Origin of the sequence: Caldimonas brevitalea, from assembly GCF_001017435.1 — a bacterium.
Taxonomy (GTDB): Bacteria; Pseudomonadota; Gammaproteobacteria; order Burkholderiales; family Burkholderiaceae_C; genus Caldimonas; species Caldimonas brevitalea.
This window is the reverse complement of sequence record NZ_CP011371.1, coordinates 810949-833950: the sequence shown is the minus strand read 5'-3', so window position 1 is coordinate 833950 and position 23002 is coordinate 810949. Positions and strand designations below refer to the sequence as shown.

Sequence of the window (23002 nt, the reverse complement as noted above, 5' to 3'; positions counted from 1 at the left end):
GACGGCCCGCGCGCGAGCCGCCGTGGGGTTCAGGGCCGTGCCGCTGGCGGCGGGCACGAAGCGGTGCCGCATGCGGCGTCTACCTTTGTAGCCGAAGTGGCGGGCCGGCGTTGTCGGCCTGGCGACAGCGCGCCTGGCGGCCGCCCGGTCGGCGTGACGTACAGCGCAGCCCGCCCGCCTCAGCGGCTCCCTTCACGCTCCGGTGTCGAGCTGATGCGGTGCGTGCTGAGGTCGGCTCCGTCGAACTCCTCCTCCGGGCTCAGCCGGAGCCCCAGCATCCGCTGCAGGCTGGCATAGACGAGCAGCCCGGCGACCAGCGCCCAGGCGATACCCAACAGGGTGCCGAGCACCTGCGCCACCAGGCTCACGCCGCCCAGGCCGCCCAGGAACGGCTGGCCGAACAAACCGACCGAGATGCCGCCCCACGCGCCGCACACGCCGTGCAAGGGCCACACGCCGAGCACGTCGTCGAGCTTCCATCTGTTCTGCATCAGCGTGAACATCGCGACGAACATCGCGCCGGCCACGGCCCCGACCACCAGCGCGCCGGCGGGATGCATGACGTCGGACCCGGCGCACACCGACACCAGACCCGCCAGGGGTCCGTTGTGCACGAAGCCCGGGTCGTTGCGGCCCAGCAGCAGGGCGGCGAGGGTGCCGCCCACCATCGCCATCAGTGAATTGACCGCCACCAGGCCACTGATGTTCTCGATCGATTTGGCGCTCATCACGTTGAAGCCGAACCACCCCAGCGTCAGCACCCAGGCACCGAGTGCCAGGAACGGAATGCTGGACGGCGGATGCGCCGAGAGGCTGCCGTCGTGCCGCAAGCGGTGGTTGCGTGGCCCGAGCAGCCACACGGCCGGCAATGCGATCCAGCCGCCGACAGCATGCACGACCACCGAGCCGGCGAAGTCGTGCATCGGCACGCCGGTCAACGTTTGCAGCGCCGCCTGCACGCCGAAGCGCTGGTTCCACACCACACCTTCGTACAGCGGGTACACCAGGCCCACCAGCACCGCCGTCGCGAGCACCTGGGGGAAGAAGCGCGCCCGCTCGGCGATGCCGCCGGAGACGATGGCCGGGACCGCCGCGGCAATCGTGAGCAGGAAAAAGAAGCGCACCAGCTCGACGCCATTGCGCTGGGTCAGCTCCGCGGCGGGACGCAGGAAATCCACGCCGTAGGCCACCGTGTAGCCGACGAAGAAGTAGGCCAGCGTCGAGACCGAGAAGTCGACCAGGATCTTCACAAGCGCGTTCACCTGGTTCTTCCTGCGCACCGTGCCCAGTTCGAGAAAGGCGAAGCCGGCATGCATCGCCAGCACCATCAGCGCCCCCACCAACAGCACCAGGACGTCGCCGCCCTGCTTGTATGGCTCCATGGTCCACCCTTCCGTGATCCCACCCGGCACCGGCGCGCCGAGAGAGCCCGCGGACCCGAAGGCGCGGACAGTGCAGCCTCCGAGCAACGCGCGTGCCGTTCCCCCGAGGGCGGCGAGGTCCGCCCCTCCCCCGACGACGGCGTGTCGCTCAGGCTGGCTGCAGCGCTTCGAGCGGCCCGAAAAACTCGTAGCGTAGGCGCTCGCGTGCCACGCCGAGCGACAGTGCGGTGGCCAGCACCGACTGCATGAAGGGCTTGGGTCCGAGGAAGTACAAGTCGACGTCGCGGTCGGCCGGCAAATGCGCCGCCATCACGTCGGCCGACAACCGCCCGACGCTGTCGGGGCGGTCTTGGGGGCGCGGCTGGTCGTAGAGGTAATGCACCCTCACGTTGGCATGTTTCGCCGCCAACTGCGCCACCCGCTCGCGGAAGGCGTGCACGCCGCCGTGGCGCGCCGCATGGAGGAAATGCACCGGGCGGCCGGTCGGCGCGACGACTTCGAGCATGGACATCGCCGGCGTCAAGCCGACCCCGGCGGTGACCAACAGCAGCGGGCGGGTCAGCGGCGCGCTGCGGTCCAACACGAAGTCGCCCGACGGCGGTTGCACCTGCACGGTGTCGCCCGGCCGGGCATGCGCGTGCAGCCACCCGGACACCCGGCCTTCGGCTTCCCGCTTGACGCTGATGCGGTACCAGGGCTTGCCCGGTGCGTCCGACAAGGAATAGTGGCGCCGCACCGTCTCACCGTTCAACGACAGCTCCAGCGTGAGGTACTGGCCCGGCTCGAACTCGAGCAAGGGCCCGCCGTCGCAGGGCTCGAGGTAGAACGAGGTGATCAACTCGCTCTCGGGATGTTTGCGCGCGATCCGAAACGCACGCTGGCCCTGCCAGCCGCCTGGCCGCGCCGCGCGCTCGCGCAAGACCTGCGCTTCGGCCTCGATCAAGATCTCGGCCAGCGCGCCGTACGCCTCGGCCCAGGCCGCCATGACGGGCTCGCTCGCGGCCTCGCCCAGCACCGCGCGGATGGCTTGCAGCAGACACGCGCCCACCACCGGGTAGTGCTCGGGCCGCACGCCCAGCGCCGCGTGCTTGTGCACGATGCGCGGCAGCGCCGGGGCGATCGCGTCGAGTCGGTCGATGTGCGCGGCGTAGGCCAGCACTGCGCCGGCCAGCGCGCGCGCCTGGGTCCCGGCGGCCTGGTGAGCGGGGTTGAAGAACCCGCGCACCTCGGGGTGCTGGCGGAACATCAGCGCATAGAAGTGCTCGGTGATGGCGACACCTTGCTGCTGCAGCAACGGCACGGTGGCCTTGACGAGGCTGATGGTCTGAGGGGTCAACATGGGGGCTCCTGATGTGGGTGTTGGAATGCCTTGTCCCATCTCAAGACTCGGGCCAGCCCGGCAGCCGCGCCAAGTCCTTGATTCGCTGCCCGGGCCGCTGCTCGTGTGGTCACCCTCACCACAGATCGGCGCAGTCAAATCGACCACAATGTGGTCGTGATGACTGCCACCACTCTCCTGCCCTCCCCGCATTCCTCGCCGTTGGACGACGCCGCCTGGCGCCGTTTGCTCGCCTCGGCGCGCGCCATGGTGCACTGCGATGCCGCCGCGCTGCTGCGGCTGGCGGACGGCGTGCTGACCCCCGTCGCGGTCGACGGCCTCAGTGACGAAGCCCTCGGGCGCGCCTTCAGCGTGAAGGCCCACCCTCGCCTGGCCCAGCTGCTGGCCAGCGGCGACGGCCTGCGATTCGCCGCCGATTGCCCGCTGCCCGACCCGTACGACGGGCTCGTCGAGGGCCAGCCCGACATCCTCCCGGTCCACGACTGCATGGGCGCGCCGCTGCGCGTCGACGGTCGCCTGTGGGGCCTGCTGACGCTGGACGCCCTGACCCCCGGCAGCTTCGACCGGGTGCAGCCGGAGCAGCTGCAGGCGCTGGTGCGGCTGATCGAGGCCGGCATCGAGTCGGCCTTGACGATCCGCAAGCTGGCCGACGCCGCGCAGCGGGACAAGGTGCTGGCGCGGGCCGCCCAGGGCGGCACCCGGTTGCCGCGCGAGCTGGTTGGCAAGAGCGCCGCGATGCAGCAGCTGCGCCGCGAGATCGACACCGTGGCGGCGTCCGACCTCACGGTGCTGATCGTCGGCGAAACCGGCGTCGGCAAAGACCTCGTCGCGCAGCGGCTGCACCGCCAGTCTTTGCGGCACGAGCAGCCGCTGGTGCAGGTGAACTGCGCCGCCCTGCCCGAGGCGCTGGCCGACAGCGAGCTGTTCGGGCATCGCAAAGGCGCCTACACCGGGGCGGTGCACGACCGCGCCGGCAAGTTCCAGCTGGCCGACGGCGGCACCTTGTTCCTCGACGAGGTGGGCGAGCTGCCGGCCAGCGTGCAGGCCAAGCTGCTGCGTGCGCTGCAAAACGGCGAACTGCAGCGCCCAGGCAGCGATGCGGTGCTGCATGTCGACGTGCGGGTGATCGCGGCCACCAACCGCGACCTGGCCGCCGAAGTGGCGGCTGGCCGCTTCCGCGCCGACCTCTACCACCGCCTGTCGGTCTACCCCCTGCGCGTGCCGCCGCTGCGCGAGCGTGGGCGCGACGTGCTCGCGCTGGCCGGCGGCTTCCTCGAGGAAAACCAGCACCGCCTGGGCGCCCGCAACCTGCGGCTGTCGCCCGCCGCCAAGGCCGCGCTGCTCAACCTGACGTGGCCCGGCAACGTGCGCGAGCTGGAACACGCGATCGCCCGCGCCGCCTTGCGTGCCGTCGCCGAGCAGGGCCGGGCAGCGCGCTGGATTCGCATCGAGCCGCGCCATCTCGAGATGGCAGACCCCGGCCGGCAGCCCGACAAGGCCGGCGCACCCGTCACGCCGGCGGCGCCGCCGACGCCGATGACCTTGCGCGCGGCCACCGAAGCCTTCCAGCGCGGGTGGATCGAGAGCGCGCTGGCCCGCCACGACGGCTCGCTGTCGGCCGTCGCGCGTGAAGCCGGCATGGACCGCAGCAACTTCCACCGGCTGGCCCGGCGCCTCGGCATCGCCGCGCCCAAGCCGACGCAGGGATAGCACCGCGTCGATGCGCTGCGGGCGGGTCGACTCACTTGCCGTTACGAATCTCGCCCCCTCGCCTCGCAGAATCGACTGCGCCTCGGCGCGCTGTGGCGCCGCAGGCACTGCCATTCGTGTAGTTCCGCAGCGCTGCACCGTGAAGAGGCCCGATGTCGTCCACCCTGTCCCCGTCGATCAGCGTGCTGATGCCGACCTATCAGCAAGCCCAGTTCATCGCACGCGCGCTCGACAGCCTGCAGGCCCAGAGCCTGACCGACTGGGAGGCGATCATCGTCGACGACGGGTCACAGGACGGTACCGCCCAGGCGGTGCTGCCCTTTCTGAGCGACCCTCGCATCCACTATCACAAGCTCGAACGCAACACCGGGCTGGGCGCCGCGCTCAACAACGCCCTCGACCGGGCGCGGGCACCGCTGATCGCCTACCTGCCGAGCGACGACGTCTATTACCGCGACCACCTGGCCAGCCTGCACGCCGCCCTCGCGGCGGCCCCCGACGCGGTACTGGCCTGCTCCGGCGTGCGCCACCACTACAACCGCCAGGCGGAAGGTCAGATCCCCGGCTATCCGCTGCAACTGGTGCAATGCCTGCATCGGAAGACCGAGGCACGCTGGGTCGCCCGCGACGCACTCGAATCGGACGATCTGGAGCGGCTGTTCTGGGGCCGGCTGCGCGCCAGCGGCCGTGTCGTCGGCACCGAGCAGGTCACCTGCGAGTGGGTCGACCACCCATTGCAGCGCCACAAGCTCATGCAGGAGCCGGTCGGCGGCATCAACCCGTTCCGGCAGCATTACCGCGTCGACCAGCCGCTGCGCTTCCACACCACCGTGGGCAACCTGATGGACGAGGTGAGCCAGTACCGCAGCGCCCGCGAGCGGCCCGACACGCCGCGGGCCCACAACGGGCTGAAGATCCTGCTGGTCGGCGAGCTGGCCTACAACGCCGACCGGGTGCTGGCGCTCGAGGAGCAGGGGCACAAGCTCTATGGCTTGTGGATGCGCGATCCGTATTGGTACAACGCCGTCGGCCCGCTGGCCTTCGGCCACGTCGAAGACCTGCCGCGTCACCACTGGCGCGAAGCGATCGACCGCATCCAGCCCGACGTCATCTATGCGCTGCTCAACTGGCAGGCGGTGCCGTTCGCCCACGAGGTGATGCGCGCGACGCCCGGCATTCCCTTCGTGTGGCACTTCAAGGAGGGCCCGTTCATCTGCCTCGAGAAGGGCACCTGGCCGCAGCTGATCGACCTGTACCAGGGCGCCGACGGGCAGATCTTCACCAGCCCCGAGATGCGCGACTGGTTCGACACCATCGTGCCGGGACTGTCGGCCAGCAAGCCGACCCATGTGCTCGACGGTGACTTGCCCAAGCGCGACTGGTTCGAAGGACGCGAGCGGCGCCCGTTGTTGTCGGCCGCCGACGGCGAGGTGCACACGGTCGTGCCCGGCCGGCCGATCGGCCTGCACCCGCACACCGTCGCCGAACTCGCCGGCCTCGGTGTGCACCTGCATTTCTACGGCGACTTCACGCACGGCCAGTGGCGCCAGTGGATCGACAAGACCCGCACGCTGGCGCCACGCCATCTGCACCTGCATGCCAACGTCGACCAGCCTCGCTGGGTCGACGAGTTCTCGCAATACGACGCCGGTTGGTTGCACTTCTTCCGCAGCGAGAACGGCGGCGAGATCCGCCGCGCCAACTGGGACGACCTCAACTACCCCGCGCGTATGGCCACGCTCGCCGTCGCCGGGCTGCCGATGATCCAGCACCGCAACCCAGGCGCCCTGGTGGCCACCCAGACGCTGGCTGACGAGCTGGGCGTGGGCGTGTTCTTCGACACGCTGGAAGACCTCGGCGCGCAACTGCACGACCGCGAGCGGCTGCAAGCGGTGCGCGAACGCGTGTGGCAGCAGCGGTTTCGCTTCACCTTCGACCACCACGTGCCGGACCTGGTGACGTTTTTCCGCACCGTGGTGGAGGCGGCGCGGCAGCGACGCAGCGGAACGTCGCTGCCGCAGCGCCAGACGGCTTGAGCGCTCGCACCGCAGTGCGCAGCACGCAGGTTGCCCAGTGAGCCCTGCTCGGGAGCTCGCCCGGGGATAATGGACGTCGTCCACATCCCCCTGCAATGAAGTCCACTGCCACCGCCCCCCGCCCCACTGCACACACGACCACACGGTCCACGGCGCGCAGCACCTACCGCCATGGTGATCTGCGACGCGCGCTGCTCGAGGCGGGCATCGAGCTGGCGCGCTCAGGCGGGCCCGACGCGGTGGTGCTGCGCGAAGCGACACGCCGGGCCGGGGTGGTGCCCAATGCCGCCTACCGCCACTTCGGCAGCCGCGAGGAGTTGCTGCACGCGGTCGGCGCCGCAGGCTTGGCGGCACTCGCACTGTCGATGGAAACAGAGCTGGGCCAGGTGCCGAGCGGGTTGCCACCCGAGCAGCACGCGAGGGCCGGGTTGCGCGCCGTGGGCGCGGGTTATCTGCGCTTCGCCCAGGCCGAACCTGGCTGGTTCCGCACCGCCTTCGCCACGGCCCAGCCGAGCGAACCACCCGACCCCGCCAAGGCCGGACACAGCGGCCTCAACCCCTTTCAGCTGCTGGGCGCCGCGCTCGACCGGCTGGTCGCCGTCGGTCGATTGCCGGCCGAGCGACGGCCCGGCGCCGAGTTCCTGGCCTGGTCGGCCGTCCATGGCCTCGCGCTGCTCGTCATCGAAGGGCCGCTGCGCGGCGTTGCACCGGCACAGGCTCAGGCCCTCGGGCAGCGCCTGCTCGAAATGGTCGACCAGGGACTCTGACGCAACAACCCGGCGCCGGGCTGCGAGACACGCCATCCCGTCGTCTCTACCGGCAGTTCCGGCTCGTCATGCACAACCTTGCACGTGACGCACGCCAGGCGCCAGACGTGGGACTGCGACTTGCTCGGCAGCACCGGCAGGCTCAAACGCGCCCGGACTCGGGCTGCAGGACGGGAGACGCGGAATGCAACACAACAACGACCACCTGGTGCAGCGGGTATTGCTGACGAACGACGACGGCATCGATGCGCCCGGGCTGGCGGTGCTGGAACACATCGCCGCCGATCTGGCGCGTGAGGTCTGGGTGGTGGCGCCTGAGCACGACCAGAGCGGCACCTCGCACTCCATCAGCCTGCATGCGCCGCTGCGGGTGCGCCGTCATGCCGAGCGGCGATTCGCGGTGATGGGCACCCCGGGCGATTGTGTCGTGATGGCGGCCCGCTACCTGATGCGCGACGCGCCGCCCGACCTGGTGTTGTCAGGCGTGAACAAGGGCGCCAACCTGGGCGTCGAAACGGTGTTCTCCGGCACCGTGGGCGCCGCGATGACGGGGCTGCTGCTCGGCCTGCGCTCGATTGCGCTGAGCCAGTCGTTCACCCGGCGCGACCAGGTGCGCTGGGACACGGCGCGCGCGCTCGGCCCGGACGTCGTGCGCCGGCTGCTGCGCGCCCCGTGGAACGGACAGTTCTGCCTCAACGTCAACTTCCCTGACGTCGACCCCGAGGCCGCCGGGCCCCTGCAGGTGTCACACCAGGGCGCCGGGCTGCTGCTCGACATCGGCGTCCAGTCGGCCACCGACCCCCGCTCGGTGGCCTACCACTGGCTGACGTTCCAGCGCGGCGCGCGCGACAACGCCGCCGACAGCGAGACCGCCATCGTGGCGGCCGGCGGCATCTCGGCGACCCCGATGCGCTTCGAGCGCACCGACGACAGCGCCTTCGACCTGCTGCGCTCGGCGGTCGAGACTTCGCTGCAGCGCTGAGCCGGCCTCGCCAGCGGCTGGAACGGTGCCTGCTGTCAGAAGGGGATAGAGGCCCCACGCCGTCCTGCGCGCCGGGATGCCGGCAAGGAGGCCACGTGGCACCACACGACGCGGCATGGTGGCAGCACCACGCCATCTACCAGATCTACCCCCTGTCCTTTCAGGACGACGACGGCGACGGCCGCGGTGATTTGCGTGGCATCGAAGCCCGCCTCGATCACCTGCAGTGGCTCGGCGTCGGCGCCGTCTGGCTGGGCCCGGTGTTCCGCTCGCCGATGGCCGATTTCGGCTACGACATCGAAGACCACACCGCCATCGACCCGGTGTTCGGATCGCTGCGCGACTTCGACCGGTTGCTGCAGGCCTTGCACGCCCGCGGCCTGCGGCTGATCCTCGACTTCGTGCCCAACCACACCTCCGACCGCCACCCCTGGTTCGTCGAGAGCCGGTCGTCTCGGCACAGCCTCAAGCGCGACTGGTACCTGTGGGCCGACGCCGCGCCCGGCGGTGGCCCGCCCAACAACTGGCTGAGCCGCTTCGGCGGCAGCGCCTGGGCCTGGGACGCGGGCAGCGGCCAGTACTACTACCACGCCTTTCTCGAGGCGCAACCCGACCTGAACTGGCGCCATCCGGCCGTGCGCGCCGCGATGGCCGACGTGATGCGCTTCTGGCTGCGGCGCGGGGTCGACGGCTTTCGCGTCGACGCCGCCGCGGTGCTCGCCGAAGACCGTTGCTTGCGTGACGACCCACCGCAGGACGAGGCCGACACGCAGATCCCGCCGCCCGAGCGTCTCCAACGGGTCTACACCAACTACCGTCCCGAGGTGCTCGACTGGCTGGCCGAACTGCGCTGTGCGTGCGACGAGTTCGCCGACCGGGTCTTGCTGGGCGAGGTCGACGCCAGCGGGGACCGCATCGCCCATTTCTGCGGCGACCCGGAGCGACCGCTGCTGCACCTGCCGCTCAACTACCGTCTGCTCGACACCCCCTGGCGCGCCGCGCCACTGGCAGCGGCCATTGAGCACTATCTGGGCTTGTTGCCGGACCATGCGTGGCCCAACTGGGTCATCGGCAGCCACGACAAGACGCGCATCGTCGACCGTGTCGGCCCGGAGCAGGCGCGGATAGCCGCCTTGCTGTCGTGCACGCTGCCCGGCAGCGTGATCGTCTACGCGGGCGATGAACTGGGCTTGCCCGGGGCGCCGATCGCGCACGAGCACAGCCGCGACCCGTTTGAACGCCGGGTGCCGGGCTACGGGCTCAACCGCGACCCCGAACGGGCGCCGATGCCGTGGCAGGCCGGCCACGGGGGCGGCTTCACCAGCGGGACACCCTGGCTGCCGCTGCCCCCGGGCACCGACCATACAAGCGCAGCGGCACAGCGCGACGACACGACGTCGATGCTGCACCTGTACCGCCGTCTGCTGACCCTGCGGGCGCAACACCCCGCCTTGCACTCGACCGCCTACACGGCGCTGCCGATGGAGGACGACACCTTGCTGGCGTTCCAGCGCGGCAGCGCCGAGCATCCGCTGGCCGTCGTGCTCAACCTCGGCGCGTCGCCGCGCCACGCGCAGCTTCCACCGCAGCACCGCTGGCAGGTGCTGCTCTCCACCCACCTCGACCGGGACACTGAACGGCTGCAGCGGACCGCCGTGCTGCGCGAGCACGAAGGCCTGGTGCTGTGCCCAGCACGCCCTGCTGACGACCAGCGCTGACGGCGCGCAGGGCTCCTCCGCCTCCCGTTGACGCCTGCGCGACGGGGGTGGCGCCGTGTTGGGGGAGAATGCCGCCCGTACGATTCTTGCTTCGTAGTGGGCCCTTGTGGCAATCCCCGGGGGGTTGGTTGCCACAGCGCCGGGTTCGCCGAGAGGGAGGGAATGTCTGCATTCCCCGGCAACCGGCTGGTTCTGCTCGCAAGTTGCGGGCTTTTATCGTGATGGAGACCAAAATGACCGTACACAACAAGGCCGTCCATGCAGTGCTCGAAACCGATCGGGAGAGTTTCCTGACGGAATGGCTTGCAGAAGCTTCTGCCAACGCCCGCCTTTCCAAGACCGCGGTGCAAGACCTGACCCGTGAGGCCCGTACGCTGGCCGAAGCGGTCGAGTCGGGCCTGGCGGCCGGCGGCGACCCGGCCCAGTTCGAAACCGCGGCATGGGCGCCGCTGCGTGAAGCGCTCGCCGCCTTGTCGGCGTCGCGCGCGGCACAAGGCGCGACGGCCGGCGACACCAGCCAGTTCGTGCTGGCGATGAAACGGCCTGTCTTCAGCGGGCTGCAGCGCCGCCTGGCGCAGGACAGCCAGGGCCTGATCGACACCCTGTGGTGGGCTTCGACGCTGGTCGACAAAATGGCGCAGTTCACCGTCACCGCCTACCAGCGCAGTCGCGAAGAAGTCATCGTGCGGCAACAGCAGGAGCTGCTGGAGCTGTCCACACCGGTCGTCAAGCTCTGGGACGGTGTGCTGGCCGTGCCGATGATCGGCACCCTGGACAGCAGCCGCACCCAGCTGGTGATGGAAGCACTGCTGCAGCGTATCGTCGAGTCGAGCGCCGAACTCGCCATCATCGACATCACCGGCGTGCCGACGGTCGACACCCTGGTCGCGCAGCACCTGTTGAAGACCGTCACCGCGATCCGCTTGATGGGCGCCGAGTGCATCATCAGCGGCATCCGCCCGCAGATCGCCCAGACCATCGTGCACCTGGGCATCGACCTGCAAGGCATCACCACCAAGGCCTCGCTGGCCGACGCGCTGGCGCTGGCGTTGAAGAGCACGGGCTACTCGATCACGCGGGCCAAGAGCTGACGCGCGGAGGCAGCCATCATGGATCGCATCCCCATCCTGCAAATGGGCAAGTGCCTGTTGGTGACCATCCAGGTCGACCTGCAGGATCAAACCGCCCTCGCGCTGCAGGACGACCTGGCCACCAAGATCGAGGCGACCGGCGCGCACGGCGTGCTGATCGACATCTCGGCGCTCGAGCTGGTCGACTCCTTCATCGGCCGCATGCTGGCCAGCATCTCGGGCATCGCCCGGGTGCTCGACGCGACCACCGTGGTGGTGGGCATGCAGCCCGCCGTCGCGATCACGCTGGTCGAACTGGGCCTGTCCCTGGAAGGTGTTCGCACCGCGCTCAACGTCGAACGCGGCATGCAGTTGCTGACCGCCGCAGCCAAGGAGCGCGACCTTGACGGCGGGCTCTGACGGCAGCCTGCCCCTGCGCAACGAGCAAGACATCGTGATGAGCCGTCAGACGGTGCGCAAGCTGACCCAGGAGCTCAAGTTCTCGCTGGTCGACCAGACCAAGATGGTGACGGCCACCAGCGAGCTGGCCCGCAATACCGTGGTGTACGGCGGCGGCGGCGAGATGCGCTGGGAGATCTTGACCGACGGCCTGCGCCGCGGGCTGCGGGTGCATTTCGAAGACCAGGGGCCCGGCATCCCCGATCTCGACCTCGCCCTCACCGACGGCTGGACCTCCGGCAGCGGCCTGGGCATGGGCCTGTCGGGCAGCAAACGGCTGGTGCACGAGTTCGAGATTCGAAGCGCGGTGGGCGAAGGCACCCGCGTGAGCATCACCCGGTGGAAGTGATGCAGCAGTCGGGTCGTCCCCACGTCGCCTTCGAAGTCCATGAATCCACCCAGGTCGGCGCCGTGCGCCGCGCGGCGGTGCAGCTGGCCGAAAGCCTGGGGTTCGACGAGGTGGCAGCCGGCCGGGTTGCGCTGGTGGCGACCGAGCTGGGCACCAACCTGGTCCGCCACGCGCAGCGCGGCCGCTTGCTGCTGGGCACCGTCGCGGGCGACGAGGGGGAGCCCTCGGTCGAGTTGCTGTCGCTCGACCACGGGCCGGGCCTCGGCAATGTCTCGAACTGCTTGACCGACGGCTACTCCACCGGCGGCACTCCGGGCACGGGGCTCGGGGCCGTGCGCCGGCTGTCCAACGAATTCGATCTGTATTCGGCGGTGCCGGCAGGCACCGTGATCATGGCGCGTGTCGCGGCCGGCGGCCGTCCCGCGGGCGGCGGGGCGCCCACCGCACTTCCACCACCGTGCGCGTTCACCATCGGCGCCGTGACCCTGGCGGCCCCCGGCGAAACCGTCTGCGGTGATGCCTGGGCCGCCGTGCAGGACGGCCCGCGTGCCGCGGTGCTGGTGGCCGACGGGCTGGGCCACGGGCCACAGGCGGCCGAAGCGGCACAGGCGGCCGTCGCGCTGTTCGAGACCACGCCGTTCGGCTCGCCCAGCGCGGTGCTGGAGCGTGCCCATCAGGCGCTGCGCAGCACCCGCGGCGCCGCGGTGGCGCAGGCGCTGCTCGACGCCGATCAAGGCCATCTGCTGTTCGCCGGTGCGGGCAACATCGCCGGGCGTTTGATTTCGGGTGTGGGAGACCGCTCGCTGGTCTCGCAACACGGCACCGTGGGCCTGCAGATCCGGCGTCTGCAGGACACGCGCTACGAATGGCCGGCCCACGCGCTGCTCGTGCTGCACTCCGATGGCATTGCAACGCGCTGGGATCTGTCGCTTGCACCCGGCTTGCTGCAACATCATCCCTGCGTGGTCGCCGCCTGGCTGCTGCGCGACCACCTGCGCGGGCGCGACGACGCGACAGTGGTGGTCTTGAAACGCCGAGGCGCCGCATGAACAAGATGCTCCCCGAACCTCCCGACCGCGACGCCCCGCCCGCCGGCCCGGGCGTCGACCTGCCGGCAGCCCTCGCCGCCAAGACCGCCGAGGTCGAAGCACTGCGAGCCGAGCTCGAGGAAACCAACCGCGGTGTGCTGGCGCTGTATGCCGAGCTCGACACGCAGGCCGAGGCCTTGCGCCAGGCCACCGAGTTGAAGAGCCGCTTCCTGGCCTATATGAGCCACGAGTTCCGCACCCCCATCGGCTCGATCCGCAGCATTGCACGCTTGCTGATGGACCGCGTCGACGGGCCGCTCACGCCGGAGCAGGAAACCCAGGTGCGCTTCATCCAGGAAACCTCGGCCGAGTTTTCCGAAATGGTCGATGACCTGCTCGACCTCGCCAAGGTCGAGGCCGGCCGGGTCGAGATCTCGCCGGCGTGGTTCGAGATGGTCGATTTGTTCTCGGCACTGCGCGGCATGTTCAAGCCGGTGCTGACCAACCCGGACGTGGTGTTGGTGTTCGAAGAGCCGCAGGACGTGCCGCCGCTGTACAACGACGACCGCAAGCTCGCGCAGATCCTGCGCAACTTCATCTCCAACGCACTAAAGTTCACGCTCAAGGGTGAGGTGCGCGTGTCGGCGCGGCGCGACGATCAAGACCAGGTCACCTTCGCGGTGAGCGACACCGGCATCGGCATCGCGCCCGAGTTCCACCACGCGATCTTTCAGGACTTTGCCCAGGTCGACTCGCCGATCCAGAAACGTCTGCGCGGCACCGGCCTCGGCCTGTCGCTCAGCAAACGCCTGGCCGAACTGCTGGGCGGCAGTGTGGCGCTGCAAAGCGAACTGAACGTCGGATCGACCTTTTCGGTGACCTTGCCGGTGCGTCTGCCCGGCGCTGCCGCTGCACCCGCCACGGAGACCACACCATGACCCCGCCCCAGGCCCGCCAGCCCGCCGGCACCGCCGGGGCTCAGGAGGTGCTGGTGGTCGACGACAACCCCGCCACCCGCTACGCGACCTCGCGGGTGCTGCAGGCCGCCGGTTTCCACACGCGCGAGGCCGGCACCGGCGGCGACGCCTTGCAGCTGGCCGACGCCGGCATCGCCGCGGTGGTGCTCGACGTGCACCTGCCCGACTTGGACGGTTTCGAAGTGTGCCGTGCGCTGCGCAACCGGCCCGACACGGCACGCGTGCCGGTGATCTATCTGTCGGCCGCCTATGTGCGCGATCTCGACAAGGTGCGCGGGCTGCATTCGGGCGCCGACGCCTACATGACCCACCCGGCCGAGCCGGCCTTGCTGATCGCAACAGTGCAGGCGCTGGTGCGCGCTCGCTCGGCAGAAGACGGCATGCGCCGCAGCGAAGCGCGCTTCCGGGCCCTGTTCGACCAGGCGCCGAGCGGCATCTGTCTGATCGACAGCGCCGGTCGTTTCACCGAAGTGAACCGCGCGATGCTGGTGATGCTGCAGCTCGACCCCGAGGCGGTGGTGGGCCGGCGTGTGATCGACCTGGCACCGCCCGACTGGTCCGAGCGCATCGCGCAATACCTCGGCCAGCGCCACCAGGGCGTGTGGCGCGGCGAGTTTCCGTTGATCGACGCCCACGGGCAGCTGGTGCACCTGGAGTGGAGCTTGTCGGGCCACATCGAGCCGGGCGTCAGCATGGCCATTGCGAGCAACATTTCCGAACGCGTGGCGCTGTCGCAGCAACGCGAACAACTGCTCGAACGGGAACAAGCCGCCCGCGCAGCGGCCGAGCGCATCAGCCGCACCAAGGACGAATTCATCGCCGTGCTGTCGCACGAGCTGCGCACGCCCTTGAACGCCATCCTCGGCTGGGTGCACGTGCTGCGGCGCACCGGTGTCGCCCCTGAGCTGACACGCGGTCTGGAGGCGATCGAGCGCAATGCGAAGACGCAGACGCGATTGATCTCCGACATCCTCGACATGTCGCGCATGGACCTGGGCAAGCTGCATCTCGAACTCGAGACAGTGGACCCGGCCGAGCTGGTGCGCTCGGCCGTGTCGGCACTCAACGGTTCGATACGCGACAAATCGCTGTCCCTCATGCTCGACATCGCCGGAACGCCGGGGCCCCTGGTCGCCGACCCGTCGCGTCTGCAGCAAATCGTCTGGAATCTGCTGACCAACGCGATCAAGTTCTCGCGCGAGGGCGGCGCCATCCAGGTGCGGCTGCGTGAGATCGACGGCTGCGTGGAATTGACCGTGCGTGACGAAGGCCAGGGCATCAAGCCCGAGTTCCTGCCCTATCTGTTCGACCGCTTCACCCAGAGCGACTCCGCCAGCAACCGCTATCACGGCGGCCTGGGCCTGGGGCTGTCGATCGTCAAGCACCTGGTCGAGCTGCACGGCGGCAGCGTCCGCGCCAGCAGCGACGGGCCGGGCACGGGCGCCAGCTTCGTCGTCACCCTGCCGACGCAGCGGGCGGCGACAGGCACGCCGCGATCGCCAGCCCGGCCGTCGCGCGACGACTTCCTCGACAGCAGCCTGTCGTCGACGAGCCTGACGGGCTTGACCGTCCTGGCCGTCGAAGACGATGCCGAAGCACGCGAGATGCTCGGCATCATCCTCGGCGATCGCGGGGCACGGGTGGTGCCGGCCAGCAGCTATGCCGACGCACTGCGGTGTATCGAGCAGGCCAGGCCCGACGTGCTGCTGAGCGACATCGGCCTGCCCGGTCATGACGGTTATGCGCTGATCCGTGAAGTACGGCGGCGCGAAGGGCCCGGTGCGGCGCGCCTGCCCGCGATTGCACTGACCGCGTTTGCCCGCGCCCAGGACCGCGAGCTGGCGCTCGCGGCCGGCTTCGATGCCCATTGTTCCAAGCCCTTGCGTCCGCACGAGTTGATTGCCGCGATCTTGCAGGCCGTGCGTCCGCACGCCGGATGAGCGCTCTGGCACAGCCTCAGGCCGACAGGGCCACCGACCGGCCCAGATAGTCGCTGCTGCCCACCGCGTGCGCGAGGAAGCGGCCCACCTGGCGCCGCGACACCTGCATGCCCTGCACCTCCCCCCGTGCCGAGGCGCAGGGCAGGCCCTCGTCGCGCACGTCGACCAGGTTGACCGGCTGGGCGATCACCCAGTCCAGGCCACTGTCGCGCACCTCGCGCTCCTGGCGTTCGGTGTCGGCCACCTGCGGTTTCAGCAGCAGCTGGAACATCAGCCGATAAAGCCGTGGCAGACGGTCGCGCGTCTCGCCGACGCCGAAGCTGGTCTGCACCACCAGCCGGCGCACGCCGTGCCGCAGCATCGCCGCGACCACATGGCGCGTCCCCAGCGAGCGTACGTTCATTGCGGTGCGGGCGGCACCGAACAGACGCACCCGCAGCGCGCTTTCCCGGATGCCGAGGGTGATGATCACGGCGTCATGGCCTTGCACCGCACGGTCGACCTGCTCCGGCACCAGCACGTCGCCTTCCACGACCTGCACGCGCGGCCCCCAACCCTGCAGCGCCGCGCCGTGGCGCGCATAGGCGGTGACCTGATGACCGGCATCGAGCAAGGCCTCGATGGTGGCGCGGCCCGAACCGCCGCTTGCGCCGACCACCAGCACCTTCAACGGCGCGACGCGGGGCGCCGGCGTTTCCAACGAGGGCGTGACATGAACATGCGAGGGAAGCGGGCGGCCGAGAGGGGGCAGCGTGGAAGAGGTCGGCATCGTGATCTCCTGAAGTGGTGAACAGTGCGTCCAATGTCGCGCCTAGACCCTGGATGAACAATGCCGGCTCGTCTTGCTTTCTTGCTCGATCGTCCAAACCCGCTGGACGATCACGGGGACTGTTCCGATACTGCAGCGCATCAGCTCGCGCCGGGCCGCCCGAAGGGGGGCTGGCACCGCAGTGCGTCGCACGGAGGTTTATCCCATGACCGGTCCCCACCCCACCACGCTCGACGCGCTCGGCGAAGCGCTGCATTTCCTCCGCATGAACGGCGTGTTCTATTGCCGCTCCGAGTTCGGCGCCCCGTTCGGCCTGGCGCTGCCGCCCCTGCACGACTGCATGATGTTCCATGTCGTGACCGCCGGCCGGTGCTGGCTGGAAGTCGACGGCGCCGACCCGCTGGCGCTGAACACGGGCGATTTCGTCCTGCTGCCGCGCGGCGAGGGCCACCGACTGGTCAGCGAGCCCGGGGCCGACGCTCCCGGCCTGTTCGACCTGCCGCGCGAGGTGGTCAGCGAACGCTACGAGGTGCTGCGCCACGGCGGCGACGGGCCGGCCACCGCGCTGATCTGCGGCGCGGTGCGCTTCGAACATCCGGCGGCACACCACCTGGTCGCCGCCCTGCCCGCCTGCATCCACATCGACGCCAGCGCACTGCCCCACCTGGATTGGTTGCACAGCAGCCTGCGCTGGATGGCGGCCGAGGCGCAAACCTTGCGTCCGGGCGGCGAGACCGTCATCACCCGGCTCGCCGACATCATCGTGATCCAGGCCCTGCGCGAGTGGATCGAGCAGGCGCCCGAGGCGCGCGCCGGCTGGCTGGGCGCACTGCAGGACAAGCAGATCGGCCGGGCCCTGGCGCTGATGCACCGCGACCCGGCACGCGCCTGGACGCTGGCGACCCTGGCCAGCGAGGCCGCGATGTCGCGCTCGGCCTTCGCGGCGCGGTTCACCCAACAGGTCGGCATGCCGGCGATGCAGTATCTGCTGCGCTGGCGGGTCCATCTGGCCCTGGCACGCCTGCAGGCGCGGCAGGAGGGGCTGGCGGAGGTGGCGGCGGGGGTCGGCTACCAGTCGGAAGCGGCGTTCAGCCGTGCATTCAAGCGTGTGCTCGGCCTGTCGCCCGGCGCGGTCGAGCGTCCCGCCGCCGCCCGCTGAGCGCAGGCGCCGCAGTGCGCAGGACGATTGCGTAGCCTTTACCCCAAATTTAACCCGGGTATTAATTGCGCAAATATTTCACCCGGGTATATATTTGCGTCTCTCAGGAGATGCCATGAACGACCCCACCCCCCACCCTGTCCGGGCCTACACCGCCTTCGAAGGTGACACCTGTTTGGCGCGCGGCGCGCCCTCGCAGGTCTTCGCCGCCGCGCGGCAGGCGATCGAGCGCCACCAAGGCCGGGTCGCCGTCCTCGTGTTCGACGATGCCACCGGACAACCCGTCGACGTCGACCCGCGCGGCGCCGCCCACGACCCCCGTGACGAGGCCGCCGTCCCCAGTTCCTCCGCCGCCGAGGCCGCCACGAGCGAGCCGTCGACCCGACCCAGGGGCCGCCCTCGGCTCGGGGTCGTGGCACGCGAGGTCACCTTGCTGCCGCGGCACTGGGAATGGCTCAACCAGCAGCCTGGCGGTGCATCGGTGGCGCTGCGCAAACTGGTCGAGGCAGCGCGCAACTCGGCGGGCTCACGCGACCGCATTCGCCGCGCCCAAGAGGCCGCCTACCGCTTCATGGGCGTGCTGGCCGGCAACCAACCGGGTTACGAGGAGGCGTTGCGGGCGCTGTACGCCGGCGACGCGACGCGCTTCGCCGAGCACACCGACGGCTGGCCCGCCGACGTGCGGGACCATGCGCGCCGGCTGGCGCAAGACGCCTTGACGCCGGCACCGCAGGACGGGGCAGGACCGTCCGTGTGAGCGGGCGTCAGCGGCCCCCTGGCGGACTGTTTGTTCCGCCAGGGGCGCGCTGACCTTTGGTGACGACACGGCGCCGACAGGGCCCGAACAATGCCGAGGCACCACCACCACAACAGGAGAGCCCAGATGGACACCGCGCACAAGGCCGAGACGTTTCGTGAACTGCACCGGCGTGAAGGTGCCTTCCTGATCCCCAACCCCTGGGACGTCGGCAGCGCGCGGCTGCTGGAGATGGCGGGCTTCAAGGCCCTGGCGACCAGCAGCGCAGGGCATGCCTTCTCGATCGGCAAGCCCGACAACGGCGTCGGGTTCGAGGCGATGATGCGCCACCTGGCTGACGTCGCCTCCGCCACGGCCCTGCCGGTCAGCGCCGACCTCGAGAACGGCTACGGCGACACGCCGGAGGCGGTCGTCCGCACGGTGCGTGCCGCGGCCGAGGCCGGGGTCGTGGGCGGCTCGATCGAAGACGCCACCGGTCGGCCCGACGCGCCGCTCTACCCGGTCGAGGTGGCCGCCGAACGGATCCGCGCCGCGGCCGAAGCCGCCCGCTCCTTGCCGTTTCCCTTCACGTTGACGGCCCGCGCCGAGAACTACCTGGTCGGCCAGGCCGATCTCGCCGACACCATTCGACGCCTGCAGGCCTATCAGGAGGCCGGTGCCGACGTGCTGTTCGCGCCCGGGCTGCGCAGCCTCGACGACATCGCGACGCTGGTCCGCTCGGTCGATCGACCGGTGAACGTCATCATGGGCATCGCCGGCGTGGACCTCACGTTGGCCGATCTGGCGGCCGCGGGGGTCAAGCGGGTCAGCCTCGGCGGCTCACTGGCCCGTGCAGCCTACGGTGCCCTGCTGCGCGCGACGCGCGAACTGCAGCAGCACGGCAGCTTCGGCTATGCGGCCGACGCGGTGCCGATGCGCGAGATCAACGAGATGTTCAGGCAGTACCCGGGCCAACGCTGAGTCCACTGCGCACTGTGCAGGACAAGGCACGGTCTCCGGCCGTGCAGGCAGCGCTCAGGCAGCCTGCACCTCGTGCCATAGCCTGTGGTTCCGGTTTATTCGAATCGTCAGCTTGAATTTTCTGAAACATCTTCTAATCTTCATCTCTGTGTATCTGCACGCTTATCGCAGCGTGGCGGCCCTACTTCGATAAGCCTTTAAACAAGCACCACCACCGGCGGTCTGCAGTCTTCGCGGCGGCAGGCCGTTTTGTCGTGCCTGCCGTGCCTCGACCTCGACGGACGCCCCCCACGAGGAGAACTTCGATGGTCAATGGCAATGCGCACGGTCTGCGCTCGCAGCACCTTGCAGGGGTCGCCCTCGCGACCGCCTTGCTGACGTCTTGCGGCGGTGGGGGCGACAGCCCTGCCCACACCCCCGCCAGCCGTGCCACGGCGGCCGGCGCTGTCGCCGATGTCGAGCCCCAACTGGTCAAGCCCAGGCCCGGCACCTTCGGGCATTTGTTCAACCTGCCGGCCTTCACACCGCCCAGCGCCGCACTGAACGACCTCGGCTCGCCCGCCGGCCCGATGTTCGACCCCAATGCACTGGACGACAACAACCCCAACCGGGAGCCCGCCGGGTTCACCTACCTCGGCCAGTTCATCGACCATGACATGACGCTCGACCGGCGGCCGCTGCAAGACAGCCCGGTGCCGCTGAACGAGTTGGAGAACAGCCGCGAGCCCAACTTGAATCTCGATTCCGTCTACGGCGGCGGCCCGACCCAGAACCCCGAGCTGTTCGATTCCACCGGCCGTGTGCGGCTGAGCGCCGGAGGGCGCGACCTGCTGCGCCGCGCCGACGGCAGTGCAGTGCTGTTCGAGGGGCGCAACGATGAAAACATGGTCGTGGCGCAGGTGCATGTCGCGATCGCCCGTTTTCACAACGCGATGATCGACCGCGGCATGACCTACGCGCAGGCGCGGTCCGCGACCATCCTGCATTACCAGTGGGTGGTCCTGCATGACTTCCTGCCCCGCGTGGCCGGTCAAAGCAACGTGACCGCGGCCCGCAACGGCGAACTCGGCATCTACGACGTCAACAACCCGAACAAGAAGGTGATGCCGGTCGAGTTCAGCGTGGCCGCCTACCGCTTCGGTCATTCGATGGTGCGGCGCGCCTATGTGCTGGGCGCCAACCAGGGCGTCGCGGTGCAGGTGTTCAACCCCGACGGCAACGACCTGCGCGGCGGGCGCCCGATCCCGGCCGCCAACATCATCCAGTGGTCGAACTTCTTCACCATCCCCGGCACCACCAAGCCGCAGCCGCCGGTCAACGTGTCGCGCAAGATCGACCCGCTGTTGTCGTCCGGCCTGTTCACGCTGCCGCCCATCGCGATCCCGGCCGGCGGCCCGGTGGTGCTGGCCCAGCGCAACCTGATCCGCGGCAAGAGTTATGGGCTGCCGAGCGGGCAGGCGGTGGCGCGCGAGCTGGGCCTGACGCCGTTGACCAATGCGCAGATCGGGCTGACCGATGCCCGCTTCAACGGCGAGGCACCGCTGTGGTTCTACCTGCTCGCCGAGGCCCAGGTGACGCAGAACGGCGCGCGCCTGGGGCCGGTCGGCGGGGCCATCGTCGCCGACGTGCTGGTGGGCTTGCTGAAGAAGGACAAGACCGGTGTGCTGCACCCGTCGAACAAGAACTTCAAGCCCATCACCGGCACCGGCTTTCGCATGGGCGACTTCCTGAAGATCGCCGGCGTCGCGTCCTGACCTTCGGTGTGCACAGGACCGCCGACCGGCCTCAATGCGCCGTGTCGGCGGCCAACGCGGCGCTCACCTGCCGTGCCAGTTCGGCAGCGCGAAACGGCTTGGTGAGCACCGGGTAGGCATTGCGGGCATCGGTCTGCCCGAGCTCGTCCATGTAGCCCGTGATCAGCAGCACGGGCAGGTCCGGCGTGCGAGCCCGCAAGTGCGCTGCCAAGGCCAGCCCGTTCATGCCGCCCGGCATCATGACGTCGGTGACCAGCAGGTCCAGGCGCCCGCTTTGAGCCGCCAGTTCGACGGCCTGCTCACCGCTCGAGGCGCACAGCACCCGGCAGCCCATGCGGTCTAGGGTCTCGCTGGCCAGCGCCAGGATGTCGCGGCTGTCCTCGACCAGCATCACCACCGGCCGATCCTGCACGGCGCCCGCTGCTGTCGCTCCATCCTGAAGCGTGGGGGCCCCTGCAGGCACCGCGACGGCCTCGGCCGCCTCGAACATCATTCGGATGGTGGTGCCCTCGCCCGGCACGCTGTCGATCTGCAACTCACCCCGCGACTGTTGCACGAAACCCTGCACCATCGCCAGGCCCAGGCCGGTGCCGCGGGCCTTGGTGGTGAAGAACGGCTCGGTGGCCCGTGCGAGCACGTCGCCCGGCATGCCCACCCCTTGGTCTCGCACGCACAGCACCACCCGGCGTCCGCCCTTTGCGGCCCGGTGGGACGCGTCGAACATGGCCGGCTCCAACGCGGTGCCGATCGTGACCGTGCCGCCCGAGGGCATGGCGTCGCGGGCGTTGACCAGCACGTTGAGCAAGGCCATTTCGAGGTGCACCGGGTCGAGCGTGCAGCAGGGCAAGCCGGGCTTGAGGTCGAGCCGCAGTTCGACACGTTCGCCGACAGTGCGCATCAGCATTTCGCTGAACTCGATCACCAGCGAGTTCAGGTTGACCTGCCGCGGGTCGAGCCGCTGCTTGCGGGCGAAGGTGAGCAGTTGCTGGGTCAGCTTGCCGCCCTGAAACGTCGCCCGCTCGGCGCGTTCAAGCGCTGCCGTGAGCGCCTCGTCGTGACGCGCCAGCCCCTTGGCGATTTCGAGGTTGCCGGCGATCACGTGCAGCAGATTGTTGAAGTCGTGCGCCACGCCGGCGGTGAGCTGCCCGATGGCCTCCATCTTCTGCGCCTGCTGCATCGACTGCTCCGAGAGCCGGCGCTGCGTCACGTCCAGCAGCGAGCCGAACCAGTAACGCAGACGCCCGTCGGCATCGAAGATGGGGCCGATGAACAGGGCATTCCAGAAGGGCTTGCCGTTGGGCCGGTAGTTGAGGATCTCGACGGCGGCCGGCCGCTGGGCGGCCACCGCCTCGCGGAGCTCCTGCACGGACTTGGGATCGGTTTTTTCGCCCTGCAGGAAGCGGCAGTTGCGGCCGATCAGTTCCGATTCGGGCGCCTGCACCAGGTCGAGAAACGCCCGGTTGACGAAGGCGATCGGGTTGTCGGGCGCGGTGGCATCGGTGACAACCATCGCGATGCGAGTCATCTCGACAAGTGCAAAGAAGATGTTGTCGCGCGATCCCAGACCGAGGCGGGTGATGTGCCCCTCTTCCCAATGATGCAAGCCCCGATTGCCGACCGGGTTGTAGGTGTGCTTGTCCTGTCGGCCTTCGGCCGGCACCCCGGCGCTCTGCCCATCGCCTTGCACGTCGAGGGGGCGCGGCTGGTCTGCGTCATCGTCCGATGGGGGGCTGGCCATACTGCTGGGCTCCCGGTGAAGACTCGATGAGGAATGAAAAGCAAACCCTGTTCCTCACCAGCACACCGCCGCGGGCCCTTCCACCTGCCCGGCATCCGATGCGGTGGC

Annotated in this window: 19 protein-coding genes; 15 read left to right on the top strand and 4 right to left on the bottom strand. The window is 69.6% G+C overall.

From position 1 onward, the window contains the following. Positions 1-179 precede the first annotated feature (179 nt). Entirely contained in the window at positions 180-1382 is a 1203-nt protein-coding gene (locus AAW51_RS03615; protein ID WP_047193519.1) for an ammonium transporter, read from the bottom strand. Between the two features lie 148 nt (positions 1383-1530). Then, positions 1531-2721, bottom strand: coding sequence for an NO-inducible flavohemoprotein (gene hmpA, locus AAW51_RS03610; protein WP_047193518.1), 1191 nt, complete (start codon positions 2719-2721; stop codon positions 1531-1533). A 159-nt stretch (positions 2722-2880) separates the two neighbouring features. On the opposite strand from hmpA, the gene norR reads away from it, so the two are divergent. The 11 genes from norR to AAW51_RS03555 all read left to right on the top strand — a co-directional run bounded on the left by norR (position 2881) and on the right by AAW51_RS03555 (position 15757). Then, complete coding sequence (gene norR, locus AAW51_RS03605) at positions 2881-4431, top strand: nitric oxide reductase transcriptional regulator NorR (protein ID WP_047197355.1); 1551 nt, start codon at positions 2881-2883, stop codon at positions 4429-4431. A gap of 152 nt (positions 4432-4583) precedes the next feature. Next, positions 4584-6467, top strand: coding sequence for a glycosyltransferase family 2 protein (locus AAW51_RS03600; RefSeq protein WP_047193517.1), 1884 nt, complete (start codon positions 4584-4586; stop codon positions 6465-6467). Positions 6468-6562: 95 nt separating this feature from the next. Next, on the top strand, positions 6563-7234 hold the full coding sequence (locus tag AAW51_RS03595) for a TetR/AcrR family transcriptional regulator (RefSeq protein WP_047193516.1): 672 nt from the start codon (positions 6563-6565) through the stop codon (positions 7232-7234). Between the two features lie 184 nt (positions 7235-7418). Next, the gene (gene surE, locus AAW51_RS03590) at positions 7419-8216 is read left to right on the top strand and encodes a 5'/3'-nucleotidase SurE (protein WP_047193515.1); all 798 of its coding nucleotides are present in this window, start codon (positions 7419-7421) and stop codon (positions 8214-8216) included. Between the two features lie 95 nt (positions 8217-8311). Further along, positions 8312-9934 carry an alpha-amylase family glycosyl hydrolase gene (locus tag AAW51_RS03585; protein WP_047193514.1) on the top strand — a complete coding sequence of 541 codons (1623 nt, stop codon included), beginning with the start codon at positions 8312-8314 and terminating at the stop codon, positions 9932-9934. Positions 9935-10167: 233 nt separating this feature from the next. Continuing rightward, entirely contained in the window at positions 10168-11025 is an 858-nt protein-coding gene (locus AAW51_RS03580) for an STAS domain-containing protein (protein WP_047193513.1), read from the top strand. An 18-nt stretch (positions 11026-11043) separates the two neighbouring features. Continuing rightward, positions 11044-11424 (top strand): STAS domain-containing protein, encoded by a 381-nt coding sequence (locus tag AAW51_RS03575; protein ID WP_047193512.1) that lies wholly within the window; start codon positions 11044-11046, stop codon positions 11422-11424. Between the two features lie 37 nt (positions 11425-11461). Further along, the gene (locus tag AAW51_RS03570; protein ID WP_047197354.1) at positions 11462-11812 is read left to right on the top strand and encodes an anti-sigma regulatory factor; all 351 of its coding nucleotides are present in this window, start codon (positions 11462-11464) and stop codon (positions 11810-11812) included. Further along, positions 11812-12861 (top strand): ATP-binding protein, encoded by a 1050-nt coding sequence (locus tag AAW51_RS03565; RefSeq protein ID WP_047193511.1) that lies wholly within the window; start codon positions 11812-11814, stop codon positions 12859-12861. The genes AAW51_RS03570 and AAW51_RS03565 overlap by 1 nt, the downstream gene beginning before the upstream one ends. Positions 12862-12866: 5 nt before the next feature. After that, positions 12867-13778 carry a sensor histidine kinase gene (locus tag AAW51_RS03560; protein ID WP_047197353.1) on the top strand — a complete coding sequence of 304 codons (912 nt, stop codon included), beginning with the start codon at positions 12867-12869 and terminating at the stop codon, positions 13776-13778. After that, positions 13775-15757: an ATP-binding response regulator gene (locus tag AAW51_RS03555; RefSeq protein ID WP_047193510.1), complete on the top strand. Its 1983-nt coding sequence runs from the start codon at positions 13775-13777 to the stop codon at positions 15755-15757. Before AAW51_RS03560 ends, AAW51_RS03555 begins: the two co-directional genes overlap by 4 nt. A gap of 16 nt (positions 15758-15773) precedes the next feature. On the opposite strand, the gene AAW51_RS03550 is transcribed toward AAW51_RS03555, so the two are convergent. Continuing rightward, positions 15774-16526, bottom strand: coding sequence for an NAD(P)-dependent oxidoreductase (locus tag AAW51_RS03550; RefSeq protein ID WP_238947751.1), 753 nt, complete (start codon positions 16524-16526; stop codon positions 15774-15776). A gap of 205 nt (positions 16527-16731) precedes the next feature. Between AAW51_RS03550 and AAW51_RS03545 the strand changes: the two genes are divergently transcribed. The 4 genes from AAW51_RS03545 to AAW51_RS03530 all read left to right on the top strand — a co-directional run bounded on the left by AAW51_RS03545 (position 16732) and on the right by AAW51_RS03530 (position 21156). Next, positions 16732-17685 carry an AraC family transcriptional regulator gene (locus tag AAW51_RS03545; RefSeq protein WP_047193508.1) on the top strand — a complete coding sequence of 318 codons (954 nt, stop codon included), beginning with the start codon at positions 16732-16734 and terminating at the stop codon, positions 17683-17685. Between the two features lie 115 nt (positions 17686-17800). Next, positions 17801-18442, top strand: a complete 642-nt coding sequence (locus tag AAW51_RS03540; RefSeq protein ID WP_047193507.1) for a DUF2239 family protein — start codon at positions 17801-17803, stop codon at positions 18440-18442. A gap of 126 nt (positions 18443-18568) precedes the next feature. Then, positions 18569-19402 (top strand): isocitrate lyase/PEP mutase family protein, encoded by an 834-nt coding sequence (locus AAW51_RS03535; RefSeq protein ID WP_047193506.1) that lies wholly within the window; start codon positions 18569-18571, stop codon positions 19400-19402. A gap of 305 nt (positions 19403-19707) precedes the next feature. Further along, entirely contained in the window at positions 19708-21156 is a 1449-nt protein-coding gene (locus AAW51_RS03530) for a peroxidase family protein (protein WP_053013300.1), read from the top strand. A 31-nt stretch (positions 21157-21187) separates the two neighbouring features. Here the strand turns inward: AAW51_RS03530 and AAW51_RS03525 are convergent, their stop codons facing one another. Next, positions 21188-22894, bottom strand: a complete 1707-nt coding sequence (locus AAW51_RS03525) for a PAS domain-containing protein (RefSeq protein WP_047193505.1) — start codon at positions 22892-22894, stop codon at positions 21188-21190. Positions 22895-23002: the final 108 nt, after the last annotated feature.

What these genes read in the sequence shown, in the direction of transcription:
- AAW51_RS03615 (WP_047193519.1), bottom strand. Translation starts at nt 1,382, where the DNA reads ATGGAGCCATACAAGCAGGGCGGCGACGTCCTGGTGCTGTTGGTGGGG.
- hmpA (WP_047193518.1), bottom strand. Translation starts at nt 2,721, where the DNA reads ATGTTGACCCCTCAGACCATCAGCCTCGTCAAGGCCACCGTGCCGTTG.
- norR (WP_047197355.1), top strand. Translation starts at nt 2,881, where the DNA reads ATGACTGCCACCACTCTCCTGCCCTCCCCGCATTCCTCGCCGTTGGAC.
- AAW51_RS03600 (WP_047193517.1), top strand. Translation starts at nt 4,584, where the DNA reads ATGTCGTCCACCCTGTCCCCGTCGATCAGCGTGCTGATGCCGACCTAT.
- AAW51_RS03595 (WP_047193516.1), top strand. Translation starts at nt 6,563, where the DNA reads ATGAAGTCCACTGCCACCGCCCCCCGCCCCACTGCACACACGACCACA.
- surE (WP_047193515.1), top strand. Translation starts at nt 7,419, where the DNA reads ATGCAACACAACAACGACCACCTGGTGCAGCGGGTATTGCTGACGAAC.
- AAW51_RS03580 (WP_047193513.1), top strand. Translation starts at nt 10,168, where the DNA reads ATGACCGTACACAACAAGGCCGTCCATGCAGTGCTCGAAACCGATCGG.
- AAW51_RS03575 (WP_047193512.1), top strand. Translation starts at nt 11,044, where the DNA reads ATGGATCGCATCCCCATCCTGCAAATGGGCAAGTGCCTGTTGGTGACC.
- AAW51_RS03570 (WP_047197354.1), top strand. Translation starts at nt 11,462, where the DNA reads ATGAGCCGTCAGACGGTGCGCAAGCTGACCCAGGAGCTCAAGTTCTCG.
- AAW51_RS03565 (WP_047193511.1), top strand. Translation starts at nt 11,812, where the DNA reads ATGCAGCAGTCGGGTCGTCCCCACGTCGCCTTCGAAGTCCATGAATCC.
- AAW51_RS03560 (WP_047197353.1), top strand. Translation starts at nt 12,867, where the DNA reads ATGCTCCCCGAACCTCCCGACCGCGACGCCCCGCCCGCCGGCCCGGGC.
- AAW51_RS03555 (WP_047193510.1), top strand. Translation starts at nt 13,775, where the DNA reads ATGACCCCGCCCCAGGCCCGCCAGCCCGCCGGCACCGCCGGGGCTCAG.
- AAW51_RS03550 (WP_238947751.1), bottom strand. Translation starts at nt 16,526, where the DNA reads ATGCCGACCTCTTCCACGCTGCCCCCTCTCGGCCGCCCGCTTCCCTCG.
- AAW51_RS03545 (WP_047193508.1), top strand. Translation starts at nt 16,732, where the DNA reads ATGACCGGTCCCCACCCCACCACGCTCGACGCGCTCGGCGAAGCGCTG.
- AAW51_RS03540 (WP_047193507.1), top strand. Translation starts at nt 17,801, where the DNA reads ATGAACGACCCCACCCCCCACCCTGTCCGGGCCTACACCGCCTTCGAA.
- AAW51_RS03535 (WP_047193506.1), top strand. Translation starts at nt 18,569, where the DNA reads ATGGACACCGCGCACAAGGCCGAGACGTTTCGTGAACTGCACCGGCGT.
- AAW51_RS03530 (WP_053013300.1), top strand. Translation starts at nt 19,708, where the DNA reads ATGGTCAATGGCAATGCGCACGGTCTGCGCTCGCAGCACCTTGCAGGG.
- AAW51_RS03525 (WP_047193505.1), bottom strand. Translation starts at nt 22,894, where the DNA reads ATGGCCAGCCCCCCATCGGACGATGACGCAGACCAGCCGCGCCCCCTC.